This is a genomic window from Faecalibacterium sp. Marseille-Q0746 (assembly GCF_017377595.1).
In the GTDB taxonomy this organism is placed as follows: Bacteria; Bacillota; Clostridia; order Oscillospirales; family Ruminococcaceae; genus Faecalibacterium; species Faecalibacterium duncaniae.
This window is the reverse complement of sequence record NZ_JAFREI010000023.1, coordinates 1-26,226: the sequence shown is the minus strand read 5'-3', so window position 1 is coordinate 26,226 and position 26,226 is coordinate 1. Positions and strand designations below refer to the sequence as shown.

Genomic DNA, 26,226 nt, shown 5'->3' with positions numbered 1-26,226 from the left:
CTTACCGTGAGCATCCTCACCCTCTCAGGCGCTTTGCGCCAGCTCTCCCGAAGGGAGAGCCCTTGGCATAGCGCAGTGTACGGCGGGTTTCCCTTTGCGTAGTGTGAACGCAGACTTGCCCACAGTGCAGGGAGTGAATCATTCTGTCAAAACCTCCCACTTTGGGGGAGGTGGCAGCGCGTGTGCGCTGACGGAGAGGGTGAGCCCGGTAGAGGTATAAGCTATAGTGACACTTTATCGCTGTGTGAGTGACTTACCGTGAGCATCCTCACCCTCTCAGGCGCTTTGCGCCAGCTCTCCCGAAGGGAGAGCCCTTGGCATAGCGCAGTGTACGGCGGGTTTCCCTTTGCGTAGTGTGAACGCAGACTTGCCCACAGTGCAGGGAGTGAGTCATTCTGTCAAAACCTCCCACTTTGGGGGAGGTGGCAGCGCGTGTGCGCTGACGGAGAGGGTGAGCCCGGTAGAGGTATAAGCTGATGAAAAAGACGACAGTTGTCAAGAATAACGACATGCTGGATGTAGCCCGAAGACTTCGGAGGGAAATGACACCACAGGAGCAACGGCTTTGGTATGTTTTCTTGCGGAAATATCCGGTAAAATTCTACAAACAGCGGATCATTGAATCGTTTATTGTGGATTTTTATTGCGCGGATGCAAGATTGGTTATTGAACTTGACGGCTCACAGCATTATACTGAACAGGGGAAAGCTTACGATGAGGAACGAAGTGCTATCCTGCATGGCTATGGCTTGAAAGTTTTACGGTTCTCTAATCGGGATGTTAACAATCATTTTGATGCTGTATGCGAGACCATTGATAGGGAAGTACAAATTCGGATATAAAAGCAGCTGTGACCCTTTTTGTCAAGAGCTCCCACTTTGGGGGAGCTGGCAAAGCCGTTAGGCTTTGACTGAGAGGGTGAGACCGCTTTGAGGAGAGTCTTTGGCAAAACGGTAAAAAAGAATCTTTTCCCCCAGACAATTGCTTATTGCAAACAAAAAAGAAATAGGTGGACAATATTATGAGAGAGATCCAAGTTGCAGAAAACAAGACCCTGAAGCTGACCAACGTTCTGGCACGCAAGATCGATGCCAGCGAGCTGGGCAACCTGGGCGTGATCCTGACCCAGATGCAGAACTTTATCAAGAGCCACAGCGCCATGCCGGTTGGCCCTGTGATCCAGTGCGTCAAGTTTACCTCCGGCCCCAACCCGGAGCCGCAGATCTATTTTATGATGCAGGTCAACCAGCTCATCCCCCGCCTGGAGCCGGGCTACGAGCAGGACGCTGTGCTGCGGGTGAAGGGCTGCCTGTACGCCCACTTCACCGGCCCCATGGACCACAGCAGCCTTGCCAGCCAGAAGCTGAACATCTATGCCTACGAGCACGAGATCGAGCTGACCGGCACCACCTACAGCATCTACGTCAATCAGGACAGCGAAAACGGTGTCATGGACGTTTTTATGGAGACGAAGTAATATGACCACTCGCATTCAGAATCTTTCCGACCTGCAGGACCGCCGCATTATGATGGAGAAAAAGCTGCCGGCCTTTGGCTACGCGCTCATTCTTCTGGTGGCTTTCCTCATGGTGTTTCTGGTGATCTGGAGCACCCAGAACAAGCGCACCTACGTCAGCCAGTCCACTGGCTCAGTGCAGGCGGCCAACAAGACCTATATCATGTCCAGCTACTCCGGCTCCATCACCGAGCTGAACATCTCGGAGGGCAGCTATGTCACCGAGGGCGACCTCATTGCCCACATCAAGAGCACCGATCTGGACATCCAGCAGGACAGCTACCAGAAGCAGCTGGACATCTACAAAAAGCAGAAGAGCCAGTACGAAAAGCTGCTCAAGTCCATTCAGGACGACAAGAACTACTTCAGCGAGACCGACATCGACGACCAGCCCTATTACTACCAGTACGAGAGCTACAAGAGCCAGGTCAGTCAGAAGGCGTTTGACGCTTCGCCCTATCAGGCCGCCGGTTACACCGATGAGCAGATCAAGACCATGATGGAGCAGAACCAGAGCGAGGTGGAGAGCCTGTACTACTCCACCCTGCAGTCCATTTCTGCCAACCTGACCAGCGTGCAGGCCAACATTGACAACATCGAGGCCCAGCTGGATGCCCTGAACACCGGCGCGAACGATTACTACATCTACGCTCCCACCTCCGGTGTCATCCACATGGACACCCCCTACAAGGTGGGCATGGTGCTCAGCGCGGGTTCCGCTCTGGCCACCGTGGCCAGCGAGAACAGCGACCTTGAGATCGTGGCGGCTGTTACCGTCAACGACCGGCCGCTGATCAACGTGGGCGACCCCTGCAAGATCGCCATCACCGGCCTGTCGGAGTATTCCTACGGCACCCTGACCGGCACTGTCACCTCCATCGACAGTGACGTGACCTCCAGCACCAGCGGGTCTTACTACAAGATGACCATCAAGCCGGACAACACCTATGTCGTGAGCACCAGCGGCGACAAGGTGGATCTTTCCAACGGCATGAGCGTCACCGCCCGTGTGGAGTACGATGAACTGACTTACTTTGACTATGTGATGGAGGCCCTGGGCGTGCTGTTCCGCTAAGCGCCCGCCGATTCCACGCCCAAGAGGTACGAAAGAATGAAACTGAACCCGAAACAGCTGGCCGCCAGCGCGGCTCTGCTGGGTGTGCTGGCCTGTGCCGCCGCCCTGCCTGCGTCGGCTGCCGGCCCTGTTACCACGCCGCTGGCCCTCACGCTGCCCAAGGTGAGCTTTCCCTGGGATAAAGTTACCGCCGAGAGCATCGAGACCGGCAGCTACGATGCCGCCCCGCTGGCGGGCACGGCCCAGCAGCTCTCCCCGGTGACCACCCCCGCCAATGCCGCCAGCAAGAACGGCGTGACCTATGTCTCTGACAACCCCAATGTTGTCTCGGTGGACAGTGAGGGCGTGGCGCAGGCTGTGGGCCTGGGCACGGCCAACATCACCGCCACCTGCGGCGGGGTGAGCTGCACCTATACCATCACCCCTCAGCCGGATGCCAGCATGATCGCCACCGAAATGGATATCACCCTTGCATCCAGCACCATTGCCGTGGGCGAGACCACCAGCCTCTCGCTGGCAGTGCTGCCCACCTCGGCGGCCAACTATATCAACGTCAGCCTGAGCTCTTCCAATGAGAAGGTGGCTACCGTCAACAACTTTGGCAAAGTGACCGGCGTTGCCCCCGGCAAGGCCACCATCACCGCCACGGACGGCAACGTGAGCTGCACGGCCACCGTTACGGTGGTTGCGGCCAACACCAGCACCGTCTCCAGCCAGTCCATCTCCCTGAACACCAACTATGTGGTGCTCAAGCCGGGCTCCTCCAAGACCATCACCGGCAAAGTATCGCCGGCCTCCGCCAGCCAGAGCCTGACCTTCAAGAGCCAGGACAAGAGCATTGCCACCGTCAGCGGTTCCGGTGTCATCACCGGCGTTGCCACGGGTGCCACCTCCGTGGTGGTCTCCAACGGCACCGCCTCCACCTCGGTCACGGTCATCGTCAACCGCACCGCCTCCACCTCCGGCAGCAGCAGCGACACCAGCGGTGAGGGCACCGAGGAAAATGTCACCACCGATGCCACCGTGGCCGCCATCCAGAACGCCGCAGGGGAGGAAGTGTCCCTCTATCAGAGCGACGTGCCCGCCATCACCGGCGAGATCCTGAGCGCCCTGCGCACCACGGGCCGCAGCCTGATCGTGCTGGGCGAGGATTATACCCTGCGGATCGATGGCACCAGCATCAAGAGCACCCAGGGCGGGTTCAGCACTGCCCTGACTTTTGCCCCCGATGAAAACGGCCTGAGCTTCCAGCTGGGCGAAAGCGGCGCGCTGCCCTGCGTGGTGCAGATCACCCTGACCGGTGAGAACGCCGCTTACAGCCGCCTGTATCTGCACAACACTGCCAGCGAAAAGTGGCAGTTTCTGAACAGTTACAAGGATGGCACCATCACCGCCGATACGGCTGGCAGCTACCTGCTGACCAACCAGAATCTGCGCTTCACCAATATCAACTGGACCTTCTTCATCGCCGCCGGTGCGCTGACCGTGGTCTGCCTGATCGTGTATATTGCCGTCAAGAAACGGTATTGGTTCTGGTAATTATAACTGTGCGTAATAAAACCTCCCGCTCATTCGAGTGGGAGGTTTTGTGTTTATCGGAAGTTCTTGACAATCAAAATACAATGTGATATGATTTTGATATCAGAAAGAAACTTCCAAACCCTGTAAAGGAGGGACATTTTATGGAAGAGAAGATCTTACAGACCAAGAAGAACGGCATGACCATGCTTCTGCTGACCCTGCTGGGTTATGTGGCTGCGGTTGTGGTGGGCGGCATCGGTTTTGTAATGCTGTATACTACCTTCCTGGGTTTTATCCCGCTGGCGATTGCTGTCATCTATGCCATCATCGGTATTTTCCTGTTCGCGGGCCTGAAAGTCCTCAAGCCCGAGGAAGCGCTGGTGCTGACCCTGTTCGGCGATTACATCGGCACCCTGAAGGGGGAGGGCTTCTACTGGGTCAATCCCTTCTGCACTGCCGTCAACCCGGCTGCGGGCACGGTCCTGAGCCAGAGCGGTGATGTTCAGCAGCGCCCTGTGGTGCAGGCTGACCGTGAGAAGGACGGCAAGAAGATCTCCCTGAAGGTGATGACCCTGAACAACTCCCGCCAGAAGATCAACGATTGCCTGGGCAACCCGGTGGAGATCGGCATTGCGGTCATCTGGCGGGTGACCGACACCGCCAAGGCCGTGTTCAATGTGGACAACTATAAGGAATACCTGTCCCTGCAGTGTGACAGCGCCCTGCGCAACGTGGTGCGCATCTACCCCTACGATGTAGCCCCCAATGTGGACACCACCGGCGACGGTGTGGCCGACGAGGGCAGCCTGCGCGGCTCCTCGGAAGTGGTGGCAAAGCGCATCCAAGGCGAGATCCAGAAGAACGTCACCGCCGCCGGGATCGAGATCATCGAAGCCCGCATCACTTATCTGGCCTACGCCCCCGAAATCGCGGCGGTCATGCTGCAGCGTCAGCAGGCAAGCGCCATCATTGATGCCCGCAAGATGATCGTGGACGGTGCCGTGGGCATGGTGGAGATGGCGCTGGATCGCCTGAGTGAGAACAAAGTGGTGGAACTGGACGATGAGCGCAAAGCGGCAATGGTCTCCAACCTGCTGGTGGTGCTCTGCGGCAACCGTGACGCGCAGCCCATTGTGAACAGCGGCAGCCTGTACTGATGGCAGAGCCGAAAAAGCAGATCCCCCTGCGCCTGAATGCGAAGCTCTACGATGCCCTTGCCGCATGGGCTGAGGATGACTTCCGCTCGGTGAACGGGCAGATCGAGTATCTGCTCACCGAGTGTGTGCGTCAGCGCAAAAAGAACGGCAAGTACATCTCTGACCAGATCGACGTGCCGCCCGAACTGGATATCAAGTAAAAGAACGACCCTCTCAGTCAAAGCCTGTTGGCTTTGCCAGCTCCCCCGAAGGGGGAGCCTATCGCTGGCCTGGGATAAAGGCAGCATAGCCTCGCCCTTCGGGAGAGGTGGCATTGCGAAGCAATGACGGAGAGGGTCGTTCCTTATTTAATTCGTATGCTCGCTCCACCCGCTGGAGGTGACCACTTCGCCATCAGTGGTGCACCAGAGGGCTTCCACGCCGTCCAGCGATTCCACGAGCTGCTTGCCCTCTTCCAGAGGCAGGCAGAACAGGCCGGTGGTCAGGCAGTCGGCCACACCGGAGTCCGGAGCCAGCACGCTCACGCCGTCAAAGTAGGCGGCGGGCCAGAGGGTGGCCGGGTCGATGAGGTGGTGGTAGCGCACACCGTCCACAACGTAGTAGCGCTGGTAGTCACCGCTGGTCACAAGGGAGAGGTCGCTCATCTTGACGGCGGCTACAGTGGAGCTGCCGTTGGTGTAGACCTCGGAGGAGTTCCACGGGTTTTCCACGCCGCCTACCCACTGGGAGCCGTCCGGCTTGGTGCCGATGGCCCGCAGGTTGCCGCCCACGCTGATGAGGGCGCTGGTCAGGCCCCGGGCTTCGGCGGCCTGTGCGGCCTGCTCCACGGCGTAGCCCTTGCCCACGCTGCCCACGTCCAGCGACATGGCCGGGTCGGCCAGATAGACCGTTTTGGCATCTTCATCAATGATGAGGTTGGCAATATCGCAGTGCTGTGCGGCGGCATCCAGCTCTTCCTGCGTGGGCAGCTGGTTATTGCTGTCGTTGTCATCGGCCAGTGCGGCCTCGCGGTAGTTGTGCCAGATGTTCAGCACACTGCCCAGCGCAATGTTCAGCTTGCCACCAGTGGTGTCGTACATGGTCTGGGCCAGCTCCAGCATCCCGAGGATCTTGTCATCCACTGTCACCGGGGCAGTGCCCGCATTGTCGTTGATGGTCTTGATGTTGGTCACGCCATCGTAATCATTATAAATGTCGTAGAGCTGGTTGTACTCCACAAGGTCGGCGTGGAGCGCGTCCATCTGGGCGGTGAACTCTTCCTCGCTGTCGCAGTAGGCGATGACCTGCGTCACGGTGTCGAACACATCATAGAACACGGTGGAGTAGCGCTGCGGGCCATCGGCGGCGCTGGGCGCGGTAGAGCCGGAAGCGGAGCTGCCGCAGCCCGCCAGCAGGCTCAGGCTGAGCGCAGCCACCAGCAGGGCAGAAAAAATACGCTTGGTCATCATGCTTTGGCGGTCTCCTTTGCGGCGGTAAAGGCGGTGTGCTCTTCCTGCAGATGTGCCAGCAGGTCACCGAACACCCAGCTCTTGCTGGTGGGGGTCACAACGGCCTTGAGGGGGATGTTCACCTGTGCCTGCTTCATCAGGTCGAGCAGGGTGTCCACATCCTTATCCTTGAAGTTGGCCAGCACCAGCGCCGGGGGATAAGCACCCGGCTCCAGCACCAGGGTGCGGGTGGTCTTGACCTCCACCTCGCCCAGCAGCTGGGCCACGGTCCTGCCTGCATCGGCAGGGGAGACCAGCAGCAGCTTCATCCCGAAAGCGGGGGCCATCCCCTCCAGGATGCCCCGGTCAGCGGCAGAAAGGTTCCAGCCCAGCGCCAGCGGGATGCCGGCATTCTGGTTGCGTGCAATATGAGCTTTCATAGAAATACCTCGTTTCAAGGGTGAATTCAAAATACACCATAGTATACCATATTTGATGACAAAAGAAAACAACCCCCTCAGTCACGCTGCCGCGTGCCGAGAGGGTCGTTCCATTCTCAGTTCATCTTCTTGCCAAAGAACTCGACTTCTTTGGTGATAAAGCCCATCAGTTCATCGAACTGATCGGGTGTCAGGCTCTGGGCACCATCGCACTTGGCCTTGGCGGGGTTGTTGTGCACCTCGATCATCAGGCCGTCGGCACCGGCGGCCACAGCGGCCTTGGCCAGCTGTGGCACCATCCAGGCGTGGCCGCAGGCGTGGCTGGGATCCACCACAACGGGCAGGTGGGTCATTTTGTGGAGCATGACCACTCCGGCCAGGTCCAGGGTGTTGCGCATACTGGTCTCAAAGGTGCGGATGCCGCGCTCGCAGAGGATAACGTTTTCGTTGCCCTCGGCCATGATGTACTCGGCGCTCATCACAAATTCTTCCAGCGTGTTGGCCAGGCCGCGTTTGAGCAGCACGGGCTTTTTCTGGCGGCCCACGGCCTTGAGCAGCTCAAAGTTCTGCATATTGCGGGCACCCACCTGGATGAGGTCTACATTCTCGAACAGGGGCAGGTGCTCGGTGTTCATGATCTCGGTGACGATGGGGGAGCCGGTGGCGCGGCGGGCCAGCTTGAGCAGGTCCAGGCCCTCGCTCCGCATTCCCTGGAAGGAGTAGGGGGAAGTGCGGGGCTTGAACGCGCCGCCGCGCAGCAGGGAAGCGCCTGCATCCTTAACGCGCTGGGCGCAGTAGGTGATCTGCTCCTCGCTCTCGATGCTGCAGGGGCCTGCGATGACGGCGAAGTTGCCGCCGCCGATCTTCACGCCGTTGACATCGATCACGCTGTCGTCGGGGTGGAACTTGCGGTTGGCTTTCTTGTAAGGCTCAGACACGCGGCGGCAGGTCTCGACCACGGGGTTGGCCAGCACCCAACTCTCGGCAATGGCCTTGGTGTCGCCGATCAGGCCCAGAATGTGGGTGTCGCTGCCCTTGGAGTCGTTGATCTGCAGCCCCATATCCTGCAGCTCGTGGCAGAACTCGCGGACCTGTGCGTCAGGGGCATCCTGTTTCAGTACAATGATCATGGTGGTCGTCTCCTTATCCTTCTCACACAAACGGCACAGGAGACCGGCTCCATTGCCGCGATTTATTTTCGTGAAGTTCAGTTTCCTGAAGCATGGGCCTATGATAACACTTCAGGGAACTGAAGTCAAGAGAAATTTTGAAATTTAGGAAAGAAAGTGGTAGAATAGGGGCAGCCTGAGAGGGCAAGGAGTTTACAAGGAGCGATCATCAATGGGAAAAGAAGCAAAAACGAATGCCATGCGCATCCTGGAACGGGCCAAGGTGCCCTATACAGCCCACGAATATGCCCACGAGGAGGGCGTGGCGGTGGACGGTGTGACCGTGGCCGCCAGCATGGGGGAGAACCCGGCCTGCGTATATAAGACGCTGGTGACTCAGGGCAGCAGCAAAAACTACTTTGTGTTCGTCATTCCGGTGGCGGCAGAGCTTGACCTGAAGGCCGCTGCCCGCAGCGTGGGCGAAAAAAGCGTAGCCATGATCCATGTGGCCGATATCAATAAGGTCACCGGCTATGTGCGCGGCGGCTGCAGCCCGGTGGGTATGAAAAAGCAGTACACCACCGTGTTTGATGAAAGCGTGCTGGCTCAGGAAAAGGTCTATGTCTCCGGCGGCCGCATTGGTACGCAGGTGTGCTGCGCACCCGCCGACCTCATCCGGGCAGCAAGGGCAGCAACAGCGAAGATCATCTTCTAAGGTAAAACGCCCTTACTGCCAACGCAATGACGGAGAGACTGTACAGAGCGGGGCCTGCTCAGTGAGATAAAACTTACTTTATTATATTTTCTAAAAAAGTCATACTTAAAAAGAAATACGGTGTCGAAACTGCACAAAACTTTTGAAAGTTTTTTGACGCGGGAGAACACAAGGGAGAAATTGCCCCAAGGGCCTTTGCAAAGTGGAATTTTTGCCGTAAACTGTATGTAGTACAGGGACGGTACCCCGGCGGATGCCGGGTGCCGCCTGAAAAAGCGCAGAGCAAAAGGGGAACTTCAAAGATGAAGATGCTGTCGGGCTTCACAGAACAGAACACCATTCGTGCTGTTCAGGGGCATCGTGCAGCTTTGTGCAAAGCGCTGGGAGAGCATACGCAGAAATAAAGGCCGTGGTGCAGGTGTACCACAGCTTTTTTTTGTTTTGCAGACGGAGAAAGAGAGGTTCGGATATGATTCGGAAAGTTGCAGTGATCATGGGCTCGGACAGTGATTGGCCGGTGGTAAAGGGGGCCTGTGCCCAGCTGAAGGCGCTGGACATCCCCTTTGAGGCACACATCCTTTCGGCCCACCGCACCCCTGCCGAGGCCGCGGATTTTGCCAAAAATGCCCGGGCCAACGGCTTTGGTGTGATCCTGTGCGCGGCGGGCATGGCGGCCCATCTGGCCGGTGCCTTTGCTGCCAACACCACCCTGCCCGTCATCGGTATCCCGATGAAGGGCGGCGCGATGGACGGTCTGGACGCGCTGCTGGCCACGGTCCAGATGCCCAGCGGCATCCCGGTGGCTACCGTGGCCCTGAACGGGGCCAAGAACGCCGCCTGGCTGGCTGCCGAGATCCTGGCCCTGAGCGATGAAACACTGGCCGGGAAGCTGGAGGCCGAGCGGGTGAGCATGGCACAGCAGATTGCAGCCAAGGAAGAAAAGCTGCAGAACGAACTGAAAGAGTTGTAAGGAGAACCAATGTCTGATTTTGCATATCCGCTGCACGAGGAATGCGGCGTTTTTGGCATTTACGACCGGGCGGGCACCGAGGACGTGGCCGCTGCCGCCTATTCTGCCCTGTATGCGCTGCAGCACCGCGGGCAGGAGAGCTGCGGCATTGCAGTCAACGATGACGGTGTCATCCAGGGCCACCGCGACCTCGGCCTGGTGAACGAGGTGTTCACCCCCGCCGTGCTGGGCAGTCTTTCCACCCCCACGGCCCACATGGCAACGGGCCATGTCCGCTATGCCACGGCCGGCAGCCGGGTGCGGGCCAACGCCCAGCCCATGATCGTCCGGCATGGCCGGGGCACCATGGCCCTCTGCCACAACGGCAACCTGACCAATGCCCTGGAGCTGCGCCGTCAGCTGGAGAACGAGGGTGCCATCTTCCACGGCTCCTCCGATACCGAGGTCATCTGCTACCTCATCACCCGCAACCGCCTGCGGATGGGCAGCATTGAGACTGCCATCAGCAAGACGATGGATGTGCTGGAGGGTGCATACAGTCTGGTGATCATGTCCGCCACCAAGCTCATTGCGGTCCGGGACCCCCGGGGCTACCGCCCCCTGTGCATCGGCACCCTGCCCGGCGGCGGCTACGTCTTTGCCAGCGAGAGCTGTGCGCTGGATGCTGCGGGCGCGACCCTGCTGCGGGACGTGGAGCCCGGCGAGATCGTCATTGCCGACACCAAGACCGGTGAGCTGCGGAGCATCAAGGATCACTGCGGCCGCCCGGACACCCAGATGTGCGTGTTCGAGTTCATCTATTTCTCCCGCCCGGACAGCATCATCGAGGGCAGCTCGGTGCACGAGGCCCGCAAGCAGGCAGGCCGGTTCCTGGCACAGGAGCACCCTGTGGAGGCCGATGTGGTCATCGGCGTGCCGGATTCCGGTCTGGATGCGGCGCTTGGCTACTCGCAGGAGAGCGGCATCCCCTACGGCATCGGCTTCATCAAGAATAAATACATCGGCCGCACCTTTATCCAGGGCAGCCAGAAGCAGCGCGAAAACAGTGTGCGCATCAAGCTGAACGTGGTGTCCAGCACCGTCAAGGGCAAGCGGGTGGTGCTGGTGGATGACTCCATCGTGCGCGGCACCACCTCCGCCCGCATCATCAAGCTGCTGCGGGATGCCGGTGCAAAGGAAGTCCACTTCCGGGTCTCGGCCCCCCCGTTCAAATACCCCTGCTACTTCGGCACTGACATCCCCGACCAGAAGCTGCTGGTGGCCACGGGCCGCAATGTGGAGCAGATCAATGAGATCATCGGGGCCGATACCCTGGGCTACCTGTCCACCGAGCATGTGGTGCAGCTGGCCAAGAACGCAAAATGCGGTTTCTGCACCGCCTGCTTTACCGGCGAGTATGCCGTGAGGCCGGAAGAGGTGCTTTCCACCGATATCCATGAACGCCACCTGAACGACCGTCCCAAAAACGAGAAAAAGTTAGGAGAGTAAGAAGATGGAAAAGAGCTATTCTGAGAGTTACGCAGCTGCCGGTGTGGATATCACCGCCGGTTACCGCTCCGTTGAACTGATGAAGCAGTATGTTGCCCGCACCATGAACGAGCACTGCATTGGTGGTCTGGGCGGCTTTGGCGGCCTGTTTGAGCTGGATTGCACCGGCTACAAGCACCCGGTTCTGATCTCCGGCACGGACGGCGTGGGCACCAAGCTGAAGATCGCCATGATCATGAACAAGCACGACACCATTGGCATCGACTGCGTTGCCATGTGTGTCAACGATGTGATCTGCGCCGGTGCAAAGCCGCTGGTGTTCCTGGATTACATCGCCTGCGGCCGCAACATCCCTGAGAAGATCGCCGAGATCGTCAAGGGCGTGGCCGAGGGCTGCGTGCAGGCTGATTGCTCTCTGGTGGGCGGCGAGACTGCCGAGCACCCGGGCATGATGCCGGAGGATGAGTACGATCTGGCCGGTTTCACTGTGGGCGTTGTGGACAAGGAAAAGATCCTGAACAACGAGACCATGCAGGCTGGCGATGTCATCCTCGCTCTGCCCTCCACCGGTGTTCATTCCAACGGTTTCTCGCTGGTGCGCAAGATCTTTGATATTGACAACGATCCCGATGTTCTGCACACCACCCCCGCCGAGCTGGGCGGCAAGACCCTGGGCGATGCCCTGCTGGCTCCCACCAAGATCTACGTCAAGCCGGTGCTGAAGGTGCTGGAAGAGGTGGATGTCAAGGGCATCTCCCACATCACCGGCGGCGGCTTCTATGAGAACATCCCCCGCAGCCTGAAAAAGGGCTGCTGCGCCCGCATCAAGAAGGAGGATGTCCGCATTCCTGCCCTCTTCCACCTGATGCAGGAGACCGGCCACATCTCCGAGCACGATATGTTCAATACCTTCAACATGGGCGTTGGCATGGTGCTCACCGTTCCTGCCGCACAGGCCGACAAGGCGCTGGAGATCCTCCACGCCAACGGCGAGCCCGAGGCTTACAAGCTGGGTGTCATCGCTGAAGGGGACGGTGTGGAACTGTGCTGAACGTAGCTGTGTTGGTTTCCGGCGGCGGCACCAATCTGCAGGCCCTGCTGGACAGCGAAGCCCGGGGCGAGAACCCCAACGGGAAGATCACGCTGGTCGTGGCCTCCAAGCCCGGTGTCTACGCGCTGGAGCGGGCCGCAAAGGCCGGTGTGGAGGGCGTTGTGGTCCGCCGCAAGGATTACGAGAACAGTGAGGCCTTTGACGCGGCCCTGCTGGAAACGCTGAAAAGCCACAACATCGATCTGGTGGTGCTGGCCGGGTTCCTTTCCGTGCTGGGCCCCAGTGTCATTGAAGCCTATCCCCGCCGCATCCTGAATGTTCACCCGGCACTCATCCCTTCCTTCTGCGGGCCTGGCATGTACGGCCTGCGCCCCCATCAGGCTGCTCTGGCCCGGGGCTGCAAGGTGACCGGTGCCACCGTGCACTTTGTCAACGAGGAGTGCGACGGCGGCCCCATCCTGCTGCAGAAGGCAGTGGAGATCCTGCCCGGCGACACCCCCGAGGTGCTGCAGAAGCGGGTGATGGAACAGGCCGAGTGGAAGCTGCTGCCCAAGGCAGTTGCCATGGTGTGCAGCGGCGAGATCGAGTAAAAACTCCTTCCGTCACGCCTGACGGTGTGCCACCTCCCTCAAGGAGGGAGGCTTGAGGCTCCCTCTCCGAGGGGGCTGTCGCCGTAGGCGACTGGGGGAGTTCCGTAATAGGAGAATTTGACATGGAAAAGATCAACCTGAACGATTATCTGGCCTCCAACGAGTACCCCGGCCGCGGCATTGCAGTGGCAATGGCTCCCGATGGCCGTCAGATGTTCATCGGCTACTTTATCATGGGCCGCAGTGAGAACAGCCGCAACCGCGTGTTCGACCCCGTGCCCGAGCGCGGCGGCATCTGCACCATGGCTGCAGACCCCGACAAGCTGGAGGACCCCAGCCTTATCATCTATAACCCCGTGCTGACCCTGGGCAAGACCCACATCGTGACCAACGGCGACCAGACCGATACCATTTTTGACCTGATGAGTCAGGGCAAGAGCTTTGCCGATGCCCTGCGCACCCGCACCTTTGAGCCGGACGGCCCCAACTACACCCCCCGCATCTCCGCTGTGGTGTACGCTGATGGCAGCTACCAGATGAGCATCCTGAAATCTGCCGACGGCAACGGCGACAGCGTCCAGCGCTATTTCTTTGATTACCCCCAGCCTGTGGCCGGTGAGGGCCATTTCATCAGCACCTACAAGCACAACGGAAACCCCATCCCCAGCTTTGAGGGCGAGCCCCTGCGCTTTGCCTGCCCCCGCACCATCGGCGATTTTGCCCATGGCCTGTGGCAGAACCTGAACCCCGACAACAAGGTCAGCCTGTTTGCCCGCGTCATCGACCTGGACAGCGGCGAGACCGGCGATATGATCTTCAACAAATACGATGCTGTCAACAGCGATCTGGACGACCCCGAGGAGCCTGAACTGCTGCCCGAGGAGCTGGAGATGCTGGCAAAACTCGATGCCGAAGCGGAATAACGAAGACTTAAGGAGGATGCATCAATGAACGAACTCGCACTGAAGTACGGCTGCAACCCCAACCAGAAGCCCAGCCGCATCTATATGGAAGATGGCTCCGACCTGCCCGTGACTGTGCTGAACGGCAAGCCCGGCTACATCAATTTTCTGGATGCCCTCAACTCCATCCAGCTGGTCAAGGAGCTGAAGGCGGCCTGCGGTCTGCCCGCCGCCGCTTCCTTCAAGCATGTGTCCCCGGCGGGTGCCGCCCTGGGCCTGCCCCTGACCGATGTGGAGCGCAGGATGTACCACATTGCTCCGGACTTTGAGCTCTCTCCGCTGGCCTGCGCTTACGCCCGTGCCCGCGGTGCTGACCGCATGTCCTCCTTTGGCGACTGGATCGCCCTCTCCGATGTCTGCGATGTGCCCACCGCAAAGCTCATCCAGCATGAGGTCTCTGACGGCATCATTGCCCCCGGTTATGAGCCGGAGGCTCTGACCATTCTGGCCGGTAAGAAAAAGGGCAACTACAATGTGGTGGCCATTGACCCCGACTACAAGCCCGCCCCTGTGGAACACAAGCAGGTGTACGGCATCACCTTTGAGCAGGGCCGCAACGAGCTGACCATCAACGCCGACACCATGCTGACCAACTGGGTCACCGAGAACAAGAGCGTGACCGAGGAGCAGAAGCGGGACCTGATCATTGCCCTCATCACCTTGAAATACACCCAGTCCAACAGTGTCTGCTACACCGCAGGCGGCCAGACCATCGGCGTGGGTGCCGGCCAGCAGAGCCGCATCCACTGCACCCGTCTGGCGGGCCAGAAGGCCGACAACTGGCAGCTGCGCCACATGGACAAGGTGCTGAACCTGCCTTTCCGTGACGATGTCGCCAAGCCCAACCGCGACAATGCCATTGATGTGTATATCGGTGACACCCCCGAGGATGTCATCGGCGACGATGTCTGGGCCGAGACCTTCACCAAGCAGCCCGCACCCCTGACCGCTGAGGAAAAGAAAGAGTACCTGAGCCATGTTACCGGTGTCTGCCTGGGTTCCGATGCCTTCTTCCCCTTTGGCGACAACATCGAGCGTGCCCGCCGCTCCGGCGTGACCGCCATTGTCCAGCCCGGCGGCTCTATCCGCGACCAGCAGGTCATTGACACCTGCAATAAGTACGGCATTGCCATGGCGTTCTGCGGCATCCGGCTGTTCCATCACTAAAAGGAAAACTGGTTCGCCCTCTCAGTCAAAGCCTGTCGGCTTTGCCAGCTCCCCCAAAGGGGGAGCCTTTGGCAGCATCCCGTTAGTAGCTGCTGGTGTTAGTGCCAGTCTTGGCTCTCCCTTTGGGAGAGCTGGCGCGAAGCGCCTGAGAGGGTGAGGACGCTGACAGAGAAGCAGAAACGAATATTTTAGGAGATGTTAAAATGGCTAAAAAAATCTTAGTGGTCGGCGGCGGCGGCCGCGAGCACGCCATCATCAAGGCACTGAAGAAGAGCCCGGACTGCGGCGAGATCTGGTGCGCTCCGGGCAACGGCGGCATCAGCTATGATGCCAAATGCAAGAACATCAAGGCTACGGACGTAGAGACCATGGTGGCCTTTGCCGCCGAGGAAAAGTTTGATTATGTGGTCGTGGCGCAGGATGACCCGCTGGCGCTGGGCATGGTGGACGCACTGGCTGCAGTGGGCATCCCTGCCTTTGGCCCGGACAAGGCCGCTGCCCGCATCGAGGCCTCCAAGGTGTTCTCTAAGGACCTGATGAAGAAATACGGCATCCCCACCGCAGATTATGCCACCTTTGATGACCCCGCCAAGGTCATGGATTACATCAAGGCAAAGGGCAAGTACCCCGTGGTCATCAAGGCCGACGGACTGGCACTGGGCAAGGGCGTGCTGATCTGCGAGAACGAGGAACAGGCCGCCGACGGCGTGAAGGAGATCATGCTGGACAAAAAGTTCGGCGCTTCCGGCAACCATGTGGTGGTGGAAGAGTTCCTCACCGGCCCCGAGGTCAGTGTGCTGAGCTTTACCGACGGCAAGGTGGTCAAGCCCATGGTTTCCAGCATGGATCACAAGCGTGCCAACGACCACGACACCGGCCTGAACACCGGCGGTATGGGCACCGTGGCCCCCAACCCCTACTACACCCCGGCCATTGCTGCCGAGTGCATGGAAAAGATCTTCCTGCCCACCATTCAGGCCATGAACGCCGAGGGCTGCCCCTTCAAGGGCTGCCTGTACTTCGGCCTGATGCTCACCCCGGACGGCCCCAAAGTCATCGAGTACAACTGCCGCTTCGGCGATCCCGAGACCCAGGTGGTGCTGCCTCTGCTGGAGAGTGACCTGTTGAAGATCATGGCTGCCTGCACCGAGGGCACACTGGCCGATACCGAGGTCAAATTCTCCGAGGGCGCGGCCTGCTGTGTTATTCTGGCCTCCGGCGGCTACCCGGTGTCCTATGAAAAGGGCAAGCCCATTTCCGGCCTGACCAACGGCCAGCTGGAAGGGGAGAGCAGCATCACAGTCTACCACTCCGGTACGGCACTGCGTGAGGACGGCACGCTGGTCACCAACGGCGGCCGCGTGTTGGGCGTGACTGCAACTGCGCCCCGCCTGACCGCCGCCATCACGCAGGCATACGCCGCCGCTGAGAAGATCAGCTTTGAAAAGCTGCACAAGCGCACGGATATTGGTATGAGAGCATTAAAGGCGATTGCTGAAAGATAAACGGAATCTCTGTACAACCTCTCCGTCAATGCTGACGCATTGCCACCTCTCCTAGTAGGAGAGGCCTTGGCAGTCAGGCAAAGCTATACGCAATGCCAAGGGCTCCCCTACTAGGGGAGCTGTCGAACGAAGTGAGACTGAGAGGTTGGACGAAGGATAACTTAAAAATATGATGGGAGGATTATCCCCTATGGTCTATCGTATTTATGTGGAAAAGAAGCCCGGCTTTGACGTGGAAGCCCAGGGCCTGAAAAATGAGCTGGTGAGCCTGCTGGGCATCCAGTCCCTGAGCGGCCTGCGCCTGCTGAACCGCTATGACGTGGAGGGCATCGACGAGGCACTGTTCAACCAGTGCGCTACCACCGTGTTCAGTGAGCCGCCGGTGGACAACACCTATGCGGAGCTGCCTGAATTCGAGGGCATTTCCTTTGCTGTAGAGTACCTGCCCGGCCAGTTCGACCAGCGCGCCGATTCTGCCGCCGAGTGCATCCAGCTCATCAGCCAGGGCGAGCGCCCGCTGGTCCGCTCTGCCCGTGTCTACCTGCTGGAGGGTTCCCTGACCGAGGAGCAGGTGGCAGAGATCAAGAAGTACGTTATCAACCCGGTGGAGGCCCGCGAGGCTTCGCTGGAGACCAAAGCTACCCTGAAGATGGAGTATCCCGTGCCCACCGCTGTGGCCACGCTGGATGGCTTCAACGAGCTGGACGAAGAGGGCCTGAAGAAGTTCATCGACGAAAAGGGCCTGGCCATGGATCTGGGCGATATCAAGTTCTGCCAGGAGTACTTCCGCTCTGAGCACCGCGACCCCACCATCACCGAGATCAAGATGATCGACACCTACTGGTCCGATCACTGCCGCCACACCACCTTCGGCACCATTCTGGATGATGTTCAGATCGACGATGCCGTGGTGCAGGCAGCGTTTGACCGCTACATGGCCATGCGCGCTGACCTGGGTCGTGAGGAGAAGCCCCGCTGCATGATGGATCTTGCCACCATTGGTGCCAAGGAGCTGAAGAAGCAGGGCATCCTCAAGAATCTGGACGAATCCGAGGAGATCAACGCCTGCACCGTCAAGATCAAGTGCGATGTGAACGGCAAGGATGAGGACTGGCTCTTCCTCTTTAAGAACGAGACCCACAACCACCCCACCGAGATCGAGCCCTTCGGCGGTGCGGCCACCTGCATCGGCGGTGCCATCCGTGACCCGCTGTCCGGCCGCAGCTATGTCTATCAGGCCATGCGTGTGACCGGCGCAGGCGACCCGCTCAAGCCTGTCAGCGAGACCCTGCCCGGCAAGCTGCCCCAGCGCAAGCTGGTGACCACTGCCGCTGCCGGTTACTCCTCCTACGGCAACCAGATCGGCCTTGCCACCGGCCAGGTGGATGAGATCTACCACCCCGGCTATGTGGCAAAGAGAATGGAGATCGGCGCTGTGGTGGGTGCGACTCCCGCTTCCCATGTCCGCCGCGAGTGCCCCGCCCCCGGGGATGTCATCGTCCTGCTGGGCGGCCGCACCGGCCGCGACGGCATCGGCGGTGCCACCGGCTCCTCCAAGGCCCACAATCTGGGCAGCCTGGACCACTGCGGTGCCGAGGTGCAGAAGGGCAATGCGCCCATCGAGCGCAAGCTCCAGCGCCTGTTCCGCCGTGAGGATGCCTGCAAGATGATCAAGCGCTGCAACGACTTTGGTGCGGGCGGCGTTTCCGTTGCCATCGGTGAGCTGGCCGACGGCCTGTATATCGACCTGAACAAGGTCACCAAGAAGTATGACGGCCTGGACGGCACCGAGCTGGCCATCAGCGAGAGCCAGGAGCGCATGGCTGTGGCCCTTGCCCCCGAGGATGTGGACAAGTTCATCGCCATTGCCACCGAGGAAAACCTTGAGGCGACCCCCGTGGCAAAGGTCACCGAGGAAAAGCGCCTGAACATGGTGTGGAACGGCGTGTCCATCGTCAACATCAGCCGTGAGTTCCTGAACTCCAACGGTGCGGAGAAGCACCAGAACGTCCATGTGGAGCAGGGTACCGTCTGGCAGCCCCAGTGGGCCGGCATCACCTTCAGCCAGAAGATGAAGAACATGGTGGGCGACCTGAACATCTGCAGCAAGAAGGGCCTTTCTGAGCGGTTCGACAGCACCATTGGTGCCGCCACCGTCCTGATGCCCTTTGGCGGTGCTTACCAGCTGACCCCCCAGAACGCCATGGTGGCAAAGCTGCCCGTGGATGGCGAGACCAACACCTGCTCCGGCATGGCCTGGGGCTACAACCCCTACCTGATGAGCGCCAACCAGTATATCGGCGCACGGATGGCCGTGGTGGACAGTGTCACCAAACTGGTGGCCTCCGGCTTCCGCTATGAGGATGCCTACCTGACCTTCCAGGAGTACTTTGAGCGCCTGGGCACCAAGCCCGAGCGCTGGGGCAAGCCGCTGGCCGCTCTGCTGGGTGCTCTGGATGCCCAGATGGGTCTGGGCATTGCCTCCATCGGCGGCAAGGACAGCATGTCCGGCTCCTTCGAACAGCTGGATGTGCCCCCCACGCTGGTCTCCTTTGCCACTGCCATCGGCAAGGCCAGCAAGGTGGTTTCCACCGAGTTCAAGAAGCCCGAGAGCACTGTTGTCCTCATCCGGCCCATTCTGGACCCCGAGACCGGCTGCCCCAACTTCTTCTCCCTGAAGGCAAACTACAAGATCGTGGAGCAGATGATCGAAGAGGGCATGGTGGCATCTGCCTGCGCCGTGGGCTACGGCGGCATTGCCGAGGCCCTGTTCAAGATGGGCCTGGGCAACCGCATCGGCTTCAAGATGCGCGCTGATATGCCCACCCACCGGATGTTCGAGCCTATGTACGGCTCCATCGTGCTGGAAATGGTTTCTGATTCCCCCGCAGGCGAGCTGCTGGGCGAGACCACCAAGGAGTATACCTTTGAAAGCTGCGGCGAGACGCTGGATATGGCAGAGCTGCAGGAGATCTGGGAAAGCAAGCTGGAGCCTGTGTACCCCTACCGCAAGGCAGGCCCCACCGTGGAAAAGATCAATGGCAAGCTGAACGCCCCTGCTGCTCCCAAGATCGGTGTGGCAAAGCCCAAGGTGATCATCCCTGTGTTCCCCGGTACCAACTGCGAGTACGACACCGCCAAGGCCTTTGCCCGCGCCGGTGCCGACCCTGAGATCCTGGTCATCCGCAACCTGACCCCGGCGGACGTTACCGCCAGCTGCGAGGCACTGGTCAAGGCCATTGGAGAGAGCCAGATCGTGATGCTGCCCGGCGGCTTCTCCGGCGGCGACGAGCCGGACGGCAGCGCCAAGTTCATCGCCTCCTTCTTCCGCAGCCCTGCGGTCACCGAGGCGGTCCGCGACCTGCTGCAGCACCGCGACGGCCTGATGCTGGGCATCTGCAACGGCTTCCAGGCCCTGATCAAGCTGGGTCTGGTGCCCTACGGCGATATCCGCCCCATCACGGCCTATGACCCGACCCTGACCTTCAACACCATTGGCCGCCACCAGAGCATGCTGGTGCGCACCCGCATTGCTTCCACCGGCAGCCCCTGGCTGTCCCATTGCGATGCAGGCAGCGAGTACGAGATCGCCATCAGCCACGGCGAGGGCCGCTTTGTGGCACCCCAGAACGTGCTGGATCAGCTGGTTGCCAACGGTCAGGTGGCTACCCAGTATGTTGATCTGGAGGGTGAGCCCACCATGGATCAGCGCTACAACCCCAACGGTTCTCTGCTGGCCATTGAGGGCATCACCAGCCCGGACGGCCGCGTGTTCGGCAAGATGGGCCACTCGGAGCGCAGCGGCGAGTACCTATACAAGAATGTCACCGGCGACAAATATCAGCCGATCTTTGAGGGCGGCGTAGACTATTTCAAGGTTTGATGGTAGAATAGAGAAAAACTCCTTCCGTCATCGCTGACGCGATGCCACCTCCCTCTCCGAGGGAGGCTGAAAGGCCCCCTCTTCGAGGGGGCTGTCGCCGGAAGGCGGCTGGGGGAGTTACTTTCAGGAGGAAACAACCAATGTCACAGCATGATCGTTATATCAGCCCCTTCTCTACCCGTTATTCTTCCGACGAGATGCAGTACATCTTCTCGGATGACAACAAGTTCCGCACCTGGCGCCGCCTCTGGGTGGCGCTGGCCCGGGCCGAGATGGAGCAGGGCCTGACCAATATCACCCCCGAAATGGTGGCCGAGCTGGAAGCCCATGTGGACGACATCAACTACGAGGTCGCCATTGCGCGCGAGAAGCTGGTGCGCCATGATGTGATGAGCCACGTTTACGCCTACGGCCAGCAGTGCCCCAAGGCAGCAGGCATCATCCATCTGGGTGCCACCAGCTGCTATGTGGGTGATAACACCGATATCATCGTGATGCGGCAGGGCCTGGAGCTCATTCGCAAAAAGCTGATCGGTGTGCTGGCAAAGCTCTCCCGCTTTGCTGAGGAGTACAAGGACATGCCCTGCATGGCCTATACCCACTGCCAGCCTGCACAGCCCACCACCGTGGGCAAGCGCGCTACCCTGTGGGCCAACGAGCTGGTGATGGATCTTGCCGAGATCGACCACCGCCTTGCCACCCTGCAGCTGCGCGGTGTCAAGGGCACCACCGGCACCCAGGCTTCCTTTATGGAGCTGTTCAAGGGCGATGCAGACAAGATCCGCGCTGTGGATGCTTCCATTGCCAAGGAGATGGGTTTTGCCCCGGATGCCGTGATCCCCGTGTCCGGCCAGACCTACAGCCGCAAGGTGGATGCCTTTATCCTGAACGCTCTGGCAGGCATTGCCCAGAGCTGCATGAAGTTTGCCACCGATTTGCGCCTGCTGGCCAACTTCAAGGAGATGGAAGAACCCTTTGAGAAGAACCAGATCGGTTCCTCCGCCATGCCTTACAAGCGCAACCCCATGCGGTGTGAGCGCATCTGCGCCCTGAGCCGCTACCTGATGGTGGATGTGCTGAACCCCAGCTTCACCACCGGCACCCAGTGGTTTGAGCGCACTCTGGACGACAGCGCCAACAAGCGCGTTGCCATGGCCGAGGGCTTCCTGGCTGCCGATGCCATCCTGAACATCATGCTCAATGTCACCGACGGCATCGTGGTCTACCCCAAAGTGGTGCGCAGCCGCCTGATGGCAGAGCTGCCCTTCATGGCCAGCGAGAACATTATGATGCAGGCTGTGGAAAAGGGCGGCAACCGTCAGGAGCTCCACGAGCGCCTGCGCCAGCACGCCATTGCCGCTGGCAAGCAGGTCAAGGAAGAGGGCCTGCCCAACGATATGGTGGACCGCGTTGCCGCTGACCCCGCCTTTGGCCTGACCAAGGAGGAGATCGTGGCCGGTCTGGTGCCCGAAAACTTTGTGGGCCGTGCACCCCAGCAGGTGGAGGAGTTCATTGCAAATGTGCTCCAGCCCATCTTTGATGCCAACCCCGATGCTGTGGAACAGCACGCTTCTCTGAGCGTTTAAGGGTGTGGCCCGGCAGCTTTCTCCTCGGACACGGCTCGGGCCATTCCATCGCCCGCCCTACTGCCTGCGGCAGCAGGGTCCCACCCCAGCGGACGGTCCTCGGAGAAACTCCCGGTCCACTGAACTGCAAAATCTATCGCTGCGCTCCGCCTTTGGGCAGGGCGCAGCTTTGCTATAACCGGAAAAGGAGAACCTATGCGACTAGACAAATATCTGGCCGAGACGGCGCAATGCACCCGGAGCGAGGCAAAGACCCTGCTGAGCAGGGGACAGGTGACGGTGAACGGCGCGGTGTGCAAAAAAGGGGATACCCAGCTCAGGAAAGGGGACAGCGTTGCGGTGGACGGTGCGCCGCTTGCTTACCAGCAGTTCGTCTACCTGATGCTCAACAAGCCTGAGGGCGTGGTGAGCGCTTCCACCGACAAGCGGGATACCACCGTGGTGGATCTGATCGGGGATGCCTACCCCCGGCGGGAGCTGTTCCCGGCCGGCCGGCTGGACAAGACCAGCACCGGCTTTGTTCTGCTGACGGATGACGGCGGCTTCGCCCACGAGATCCTTGCCCCGAAGCGCCATGTCTCCAAGACCTATACGGTGGTCATTGACACACCGCTGACCGAGGAGATGCGCAAGGGCTTTGCCGAGGGCGTGACGCTGGCGGATGGCACCGCCCTCTCCCCGGCAGAGGTGGAAGCCCTGACCCCGGACGGCCTGACCGTGAAAGTCAGGCTCAGGCAGGGGGTGTACCACCAGATCAAGCGGATGTTCGGTGTGTACGGCGCGGGCGTGAACGCCCTGCACCGGGATGCCATCGGCGGGCTTGCGCTGGATCCGGCTCTTGCCCCGGGGCAGTGGCGGGAGCTTTCCGCGGAGGAAGTGACAGCAATTACCACCGGAGCCTGACTGCTTTTCACCTGATTTTCAAAAAAACATCACATTTTGCCGGTAAAATATTCACAAGAACCACGCAAAACAGTGCTTTTTGGGCCTGAAAATACCCCCGAAAGATAATTTCACCAAGAAAGTCAAAAATATTTTGGTGAAATATGTTGCAAAAGTAAATTCTTTTGTGTAAAATAGATAATGTAAAGCGGCGAAATTGTTAAAAACGACAATCTCGCCCCTGCGGCTTGCACAAAAGAGGAAAAGGGGTATCCATTTATGGCCAATAGAGTATTCCAGAGCGTGATCTACCAGATGAAAGATGCCATCGATCGTGTGGTCGGTGTGGTGGATGAGACCGGCGCTGTGATCTCCTGCTCGGAGCTGAACCTGATCGGAGAGGTGCGCGAGGGCTTTATGGCAGAGCGCCTGACGGCCGGTGACCGCTTTGTGCGGGATGGCTACACCTATCAGCAGTTCTCCAGCGCAAAGCATAACGACTATGCCGTGTTTGTGGAAGGCGCGGACGAGACTGCGGGCCAGTTTGCGGCCCTGCTCTCCATCAGCCTGCAGAGCATCAAGCAGTACCACGATGAAAAGTTCGACAAAGCCAACTTCATCAAGAACGTGGTGCTGGACAACATCCTGCCCGGCGATATCTACGCCAAGGCCCGTGAGCTGCACTTTGCCACCGATGTTTCCCGTGTGGTGTTCATTGTGCGCGTGACCTCCGGCGGCGACATCTCCGCTTACGATGTGGTCAGCAGCCTGTTCCCGGACAAGCAGAAGGACTTTGTGTTCAACATCAGCGAGACCGACACCGTGCTGGTCAAGGAGATCCGCAAGGGCATCGACCGCACCGATATGGAGAAGCTGGCTGCCAGCATCGTGGACACCCTGTCCGGTGAGCATTACATCAAGGCTGTGGTCGGCATCGGCACCCCCATCTCCAATGTGAAGGATCTGGCTACCTCCTTCAAGGAAGCCCAGATCGCCATGGAGGTCAGCAAGGTGTTCGACACCGAGAAGCAGATCATCCGCTACGACAACCTTGGCATTGCCCGCCTGATCTACCAGCTGCCCACCACTGTCTGCGAGATGTTCCTGCGCGAGGTGTTCAAGCAGGGCAGCATCGAGAGCCTGGATCAGGAGACCCTGTTCACCATCCAGCGCTTCTTCGAGAACAACCTGAATGTGTCTGAGACCAGCCGCGGCCTGTTTGTCCACCGCAACACGCTGGTGTATCGTCTGGAAAAGATCAAAAAACTGACCGGTCTGGATCTGCGTGAGTTCGACGATGCCATCGTCTTTAAGGTGGCGTTGATGGTCAAGAAGTACCTGTCCAACAACCCGGCCAAATATTAAGCAAACGCTTGCGGCGCAAAGCCGTCGGCGCAGAACCGGCCGCTCGAAACCGATGCTGGCCGGTTCTTTTTGGTTTGGAGAAAATTATTGGGAGCGAAAAACGCATGATAGATTTTGAACACGTTTCAAAGCAGTACAAGCACAACGCAAAGCCTGCCCTGGAGGATGTCAACTTCCATGTGGATGACGGCGAGTTTGTTTTTCTGCTGGGTCACTCGGGCGCGGGCAAATCCACCCTGCTCAAGCTGATCCTGCGCGAGGAGACCCCCACCGAGGGCCGCGTGCTGGTGAACGGGCAGGATGTTGCCCGCCTGCGCCGCCGCAAGATCCCCTACCTGCGCCGTCAGATGGGCATCATCTTTCAGGATTTCCGGCTCATCCCCACCATGACCGTTTACGAGAACATTGCCTTTGCCATGCATGTTACCAACATCGGGCACAAGCAGATCAAGGAGCGCGTGAATTACATGCTGGAGCTTGTCCACTTGGAGGACAAGGCAAAGGTCTACCCCGACCTGCTCTCCGGCGGTGAGCAGCAGCGTGTGGCTGTGGCCCGCGCCCTGGCTCACGCCCCCAAGCTGGTGATTGCGGACGAGCCCACCGGCAACATCGACCCCGAACTGAGCCTTGAGATGATGGAGCTGCTGGAGCGTGTCAGCGAGATGGGCATCACCGTGCTGGTGGTCACCCATGAGCACGAGCTGGTCCGTCACTTTGACCGCCGCGTGGTCACTCTGTCCGGCGGACACATCATCTCGGATGTACCCACGGGCTCCATGATCCCCCACCCGCCCGTAGACCCGAAGGAACTGGAAATGGAGGTGTCGCTGGTATGATGAAGCCTTCTACGTTCGGTTTCCTTGTGGTGCGCGGCGTGCGCAACCTGGGCAAGCACTGGGCCATGACCATTGCCTGCATCGCCTCCCTGAGCGTCTGTATGACCCTGAACACCTTTGCCACGCTGGCGGAAGTCAATGTGGACAGCATGGTGAACTATCTGGGCCAGCAGAACGAAATGGTGGTCTATGTGGACCCCGAAGCCGACGATGCCACCATCCAGTCGGTAGGGGAGCGCATCACTGCCACCCCGGGCGTGAGCCGGGTGCAGTACATGTCCAAGGAGGACGTGCTCAACCAGTACCGTGGGTACATGGCGGATTACGCCGTCCTGCTGGACGAATTTGAGAATGATAACCCCTTCAAGGCCAACTACCGTGTCTCTCTGGCAGACCTGAGCCAGATGCAGGCCATGAGCCAGAACTTCCAGAGCATCCCGGGCGTGTACAGCGTTACCGCCCCCATTGAGATGACCCAGACCTTTGTGGAGGTCCAGCAGGCCGTGACCAAGGTGGGCCAGATCGTGATCCTGGTGTTGATGGCGGTCAGCATCATCACGGTGGGCAGCACCATCCGCCTGAGCGTTTTTGCCCGCCGCCGTGAGATCGAGATCATGAAGTATGTGGGCGCGACCAACCACCTTGTCACCCTGCCCTTTTTTGTGGAGGGCCTGACCATGGGCCTGATCTCTGGTGCCATCACCTCGGTAGCCGGTATCTTCGGCTATGCCTACATCGTGCAGGCCTCCAGCACGCTGGGCGGGTTGTGGCAGCTGCTTATGGGCACCGCCATGGTGCCTGTGGATGCCGTCTGGCCCACCATCCTGACATACAGTCTGGCCGGTGGTGCGCTGGTGGGTGCGCTGGGCAGCATGTTCTCCATCCGCAAACATCTGAATGTGTAAGCGAAAGGAGCCTTCTCTGTGAAACAAGCAAAACACTCTGCGGGCTTCCGCCTGCACCTCATGTATACCCCCACCC

The 26,226-nt window shown here is 59.6% G+C and carries 23 protein-coding genes; 20 read left to right on the top strand and 3 right to left on the bottom strand.

What is annotated here, in order from left to right; translation table 11 throughout:
* Positions 1-476 precede the first annotated feature (476 nt).
* The 6 genes from J3351_RS12140 (at position 477) to J3351_RS12115 (ending at position 5,469) form a co-directional block, all read left to right on the top strand.
* On the top strand, positions 477-842 hold the full coding sequence (locus J3351_RS12140) for an endonuclease domain-containing protein (RefSeq protein WP_097770588.1): 366 nt from the start codon (positions 477-479) through the stop codon (positions 840-842).
* 179 nt (positions 843-1,021) lie between these two features.
* Positions 1,022-1,477, top strand: a complete 456-nt coding sequence (locus J3351_RS12135) for a hypothetical protein (RefSeq protein ID WP_035393983.1) — start codon at positions 1,022-1,024, stop codon at positions 1,475-1,477.
* 1 nt (position 1,478) lies between these two features.
* The gene (locus J3351_RS12130; RefSeq protein WP_156066294.1) at positions 1,479-2,591 is read left to right on the top strand and encodes an HlyD family secretion protein; all 1,113 of its coding nucleotides are present in this window, start codon (positions 1,479-1,481) and stop codon (positions 2,589-2,591) included.
* A 36-nt stretch (positions 2,592-2,627) separates the two neighbouring features.
* A complete protein-coding gene (locus tag J3351_RS12125; protein ID WP_207697840.1) occupies positions 2,628-4,130 on the top strand; it encodes an Ig-like domain-containing protein in 1,503 nt (500 codons plus the stop codon).
* A 143-nt stretch (positions 4,131-4,273) separates the two neighbouring features.
* Positions 4,274-5,269 carry an SPFH domain-containing protein gene (locus tag J3351_RS12120; protein WP_005932167.1) on the top strand — a complete coding sequence of 332 codons (996 nt, stop codon included), beginning with the start codon at positions 4,274-4,276 and terminating at the stop codon, positions 5,267-5,269.
* Positions 5,269-5,469, top strand: coding sequence for a PTS ascorbate transporter subunit IIC (locus tag J3351_RS12115; protein ID WP_097772401.1), 201 nt, complete (start codon positions 5,269-5,271; stop codon positions 5,467-5,469). Before J3351_RS12120 ends, J3351_RS12115 begins: the two co-directional genes overlap by 1 nt.
* A 147-nt stretch (positions 5,470-5,616) precedes the next feature.
* Here the strand turns inward: J3351_RS12115 and J3351_RS12110 are convergent, their stop codons facing one another.
* The 3 genes from J3351_RS12110 to aroF form a co-directional block, all read right to left on the bottom strand.
* Positions 5,617-6,717: an FAD:protein FMN transferase gene (locus J3351_RS12110; protein ID WP_207697839.1), complete on the bottom strand. Its 1,101-nt coding sequence runs from the start codon at positions 6,715-6,717 to the stop codon at positions 5,617-5,619.
* The gene (locus tag J3351_RS12105; protein WP_097772399.1) at positions 6,714-7,136 is read right to left on the bottom strand and encodes a DUF3783 domain-containing protein; all 423 of its coding nucleotides are present in this window, start codon (positions 7,134-7,136) and stop codon (positions 6,714-6,716) included. The genes J3351_RS12110 and J3351_RS12105 overlap by 4 nt, the downstream gene beginning before the upstream one ends.
* 116 nt (positions 7,137-7,252) lie before the next feature.
* Complete coding sequence (gene aroF / locus J3351_RS12100) at positions 7,253-8,266, bottom strand: 3-deoxy-7-phosphoheptulonate synthase (protein ID WP_035393988.1); 1,014 nt, start codon at positions 8,264-8,266, stop codon at positions 7,253-7,255.
* Between the two features lie 211 nt (positions 8,267-8,477).
* Between aroF and ybaK the strand changes: the two genes are divergently transcribed.
* The 14 genes from ybaK to J3351_RS12030 all read left to right on the top strand — a co-directional run bounded on the left by ybaK (position 8,478) and on the right by J3351_RS12030 (position 26,150).
* Entirely contained in the window at positions 8,478-8,960 is a 483-nt protein-coding gene (gene ybaK, locus J3351_RS12095; protein WP_156075496.1) for a Cys-tRNA(Pro) deacylase, read from the top strand.
* 469 nt (positions 8,961-9,429) lie between these two features.
* On the top strand, positions 9,430-9,930 hold the full coding sequence (gene purE / locus J3351_RS12090) for a 5-(carboxyamino)imidazole ribonucleotide mutase (RefSeq protein ID WP_207697838.1): 501 nt from the start codon (positions 9,430-9,432) through the stop codon (positions 9,928-9,930).
* Between the two features lie 9 nt (positions 9,931-9,939).
* Entirely contained in the window at positions 9,940-11,418 is a 1,479-nt protein-coding gene (purF, locus tag J3351_RS12085; protein WP_097770595.1) for an amidophosphoribosyltransferase, read from the top strand.
* A 4-nt stretch (positions 11,419-11,422) separates the two neighbouring features.
* A complete protein-coding gene (purM, locus tag J3351_RS12080; protein WP_156066308.1) occupies positions 11,423-12,469 on the top strand; it encodes a phosphoribosylformylglycinamidine cyclo-ligase in 1,047 nt (348 codons plus the stop codon).
* Positions 12,463-13,059 (top strand): phosphoribosylglycinamide formyltransferase, encoded by a 597-nt coding sequence (gene purN / locus J3351_RS12075; protein ID WP_005932195.1) that lies wholly within the window; start codon positions 12,463-12,465, stop codon positions 13,057-13,059. The genes purM and purN overlap by 7 nt, the downstream gene beginning before the upstream one ends.
* Positions 13,060-13,181: 122 nt before the next feature.
* Positions 13,182-13,982: an IMP cyclohydrolase gene (locus tag J3351_RS12070; protein WP_207697837.1), complete on the top strand. Its 801-nt coding sequence runs from the start codon at positions 13,182-13,184 to the stop codon at positions 13,980-13,982.
* Positions 13,983-14,006: 24 nt separating this feature from the next.
* A complete protein-coding gene (locus tag J3351_RS12065) occupies positions 14,007-15,188 on the top strand; it encodes a phosphoribosylaminoimidazolecarboxamide formyltransferase (RefSeq protein ID WP_097772393.1) in 1,182 nt (393 codons plus the stop codon).
* Between the two features lie 203 nt (positions 15,189-15,391).
* The gene (purD, locus tag J3351_RS12060; RefSeq protein WP_207697836.1) at positions 15,392-16,693 is read left to right on the top strand and encodes a phosphoribosylamine--glycine ligase; all 1,302 of its coding nucleotides are present in this window, start codon (positions 15,392-15,394) and stop codon (positions 16,691-16,693) included.
* Between the two features lie 190 nt (positions 16,694-16,883).
* Entirely contained in the window at positions 16,884-20,576 is a 3,693-nt protein-coding gene (locus tag J3351_RS12055) for a phosphoribosylformylglycinamidine synthase (RefSeq protein WP_207697835.1), read from the top strand.
* 140 nt (positions 20,577-20,716) lie between these two features.
* Entirely contained in the window at positions 20,717-22,162 is a 1,446-nt protein-coding gene (gene purB, locus J3351_RS12050) for an adenylosuccinate lyase (protein WP_097770599.1), read from the top strand.
* A 195-nt stretch (positions 22,163-22,357) separates the two neighbouring features.
* Positions 22,358-23,065 carry a pseudouridine synthase gene (locus J3351_RS12045; RefSeq protein WP_207697834.1) on the top strand — a complete coding sequence of 236 codons (708 nt, stop codon included), beginning with the start codon at positions 22,358-22,360 and terminating at the stop codon, positions 23,063-23,065.
* 258 nt (positions 23,066-23,323) lie between these two features.
* A complete protein-coding gene (locus J3351_RS12040; RefSeq protein WP_005932217.1) occupies positions 23,324-24,409 on the top strand; it encodes a CdaR family transcriptional regulator in 1,086 nt (361 codons plus the stop codon).
* Positions 24,410-24,513: 104 nt separating this feature from the next.
* Positions 24,514-25,245, top strand: a complete 732-nt coding sequence (gene ftsE / locus J3351_RS12035; RefSeq protein WP_082210781.1) for a cell division ATP-binding protein FtsE — start codon at positions 24,514-24,516, stop codon at positions 25,243-25,245.
* Positions 25,242-26,150 carry an ABC transporter permease gene (locus J3351_RS12030; RefSeq protein ID WP_097770602.1) on the top strand — a complete coding sequence of 303 codons (909 nt, stop codon included), beginning with the start codon at positions 25,242-25,244 and terminating at the stop codon, positions 26,148-26,150. Before ftsE ends, J3351_RS12030 begins: the two co-directional genes overlap by 4 nt.
* Positions 26,151-26,226 lie beyond the last annotated feature (76 nt).

Bases quoted from the DNA above. Each gene is read 5' to 3' on its own strand.
- J3351_RS12140 (WP_097770588.1), top strand. From the start codon at position 477: ATGAAAAAGACGACAGTTGTCAAGAATAACGACATGCTGGATGTAGCC.
- J3351_RS12135 (WP_035393983.1), top strand. From the start codon at position 1,022: ATGAGAGAGATCCAAGTTGCAGAAAACAAGACCCTGAAGCTGACCAAC.
- J3351_RS12130 (WP_156066294.1), top strand. From the start codon at position 1,479: ATGACCACTCGCATTCAGAATCTTTCCGACCTGCAGGACCGCCGCATT.
- J3351_RS12125 (WP_207697840.1), top strand. From the start codon at position 2,628: ATGAAACTGAACCCGAAACAGCTGGCCGCCAGCGCGGCTCTGCTGGGT.
- J3351_RS12120 (WP_005932167.1), top strand. From the start codon at position 4,274: ATGGAAGAGAAGATCTTACAGACCAAGAAGAACGGCATGACCATGCTT.
- J3351_RS12115 (WP_097772401.1), top strand. From the start codon at position 5,269: ATGGCAGAGCCGAAAAAGCAGATCCCCCTGCGCCTGAATGCGAAGCTC.
- J3351_RS12110 (WP_207697839.1), bottom strand. From the start codon at position 6,717: ATGATGACCAAGCGTATTTTTTCTGCCCTGCTGGTGGCTGCGCTCAGC.
- J3351_RS12105 (WP_097772399.1), bottom strand. From the start codon at position 7,136: ATGAAAGCTCATATTGCACGCAACCAGAATGCCGGCATCCCGCTGGCG.
- aroF (WP_035393988.1), bottom strand. From the start codon at position 8,266: ATGATCATTGTACTGAAACAGGATGCCCCTGACGCACAGGTCCGCGAG.
- ybaK (WP_156075496.1), top strand. From the start codon at position 8,478: ATGGGAAAAGAAGCAAAAACGAATGCCATGCGCATCCTGGAACGGGCC.
- purE (WP_207697838.1), top strand. From the start codon at position 9,430: ATGATTCGGAAAGTTGCAGTGATCATGGGCTCGGACAGTGATTGGCCG.
- purF (WP_097770595.1), top strand. From the start codon at position 9,940: ATGTCTGATTTTGCATATCCGCTGCACGAGGAATGCGGCGTTTTTGGC.
- purM (WP_156066308.1), top strand. From the start codon at position 11,423: ATGGAAAAGAGCTATTCTGAGAGTTACGCAGCTGCCGGTGTGGATATC.
- J3351_RS12070 (WP_207697837.1), top strand. From the start codon at position 13,182: ATGGAAAAGATCAACCTGAACGATTATCTGGCCTCCAACGAGTACCCC.
- J3351_RS12065 (WP_097772393.1), top strand. From the start codon at position 14,007: ATGAACGAACTCGCACTGAAGTACGGCTGCAACCCCAACCAGAAGCCC.
- purD (WP_207697836.1), top strand. From the start codon at position 15,392: ATGGCTAAAAAAATCTTAGTGGTCGGCGGCGGCGGCCGCGAGCACGCC.
- J3351_RS12055 (WP_207697835.1), top strand. From the start codon at position 16,884: ATGGTCTATCGTATTTATGTGGAAAAGAAGCCCGGCTTTGACGTGGAA.
- purB (WP_097770599.1), top strand. From the start codon at position 20,717: ATGTCACAGCATGATCGTTATATCAGCCCCTTCTCTACCCGTTATTCT.
- J3351_RS12045 (WP_207697834.1), top strand. From the start codon at position 22,358: ATGCGACTAGACAAATATCTGGCCGAGACGGCGCAATGCACCCGGAGC.
- J3351_RS12040 (WP_005932217.1), top strand. From the start codon at position 23,324: ATGGCCAATAGAGTATTCCAGAGCGTGATCTACCAGATGAAAGATGCC.
- ftsE (WP_082210781.1), top strand. From the start codon at position 24,514: ATGATAGATTTTGAACACGTTTCAAAGCAGTACAAGCACAACGCAAAG.
- J3351_RS12030 (WP_097770602.1), top strand. From the start codon at position 25,242: ATGATGAAGCCTTCTACGTTCGGTTTCCTTGTGGTGCGCGGCGTGCGC.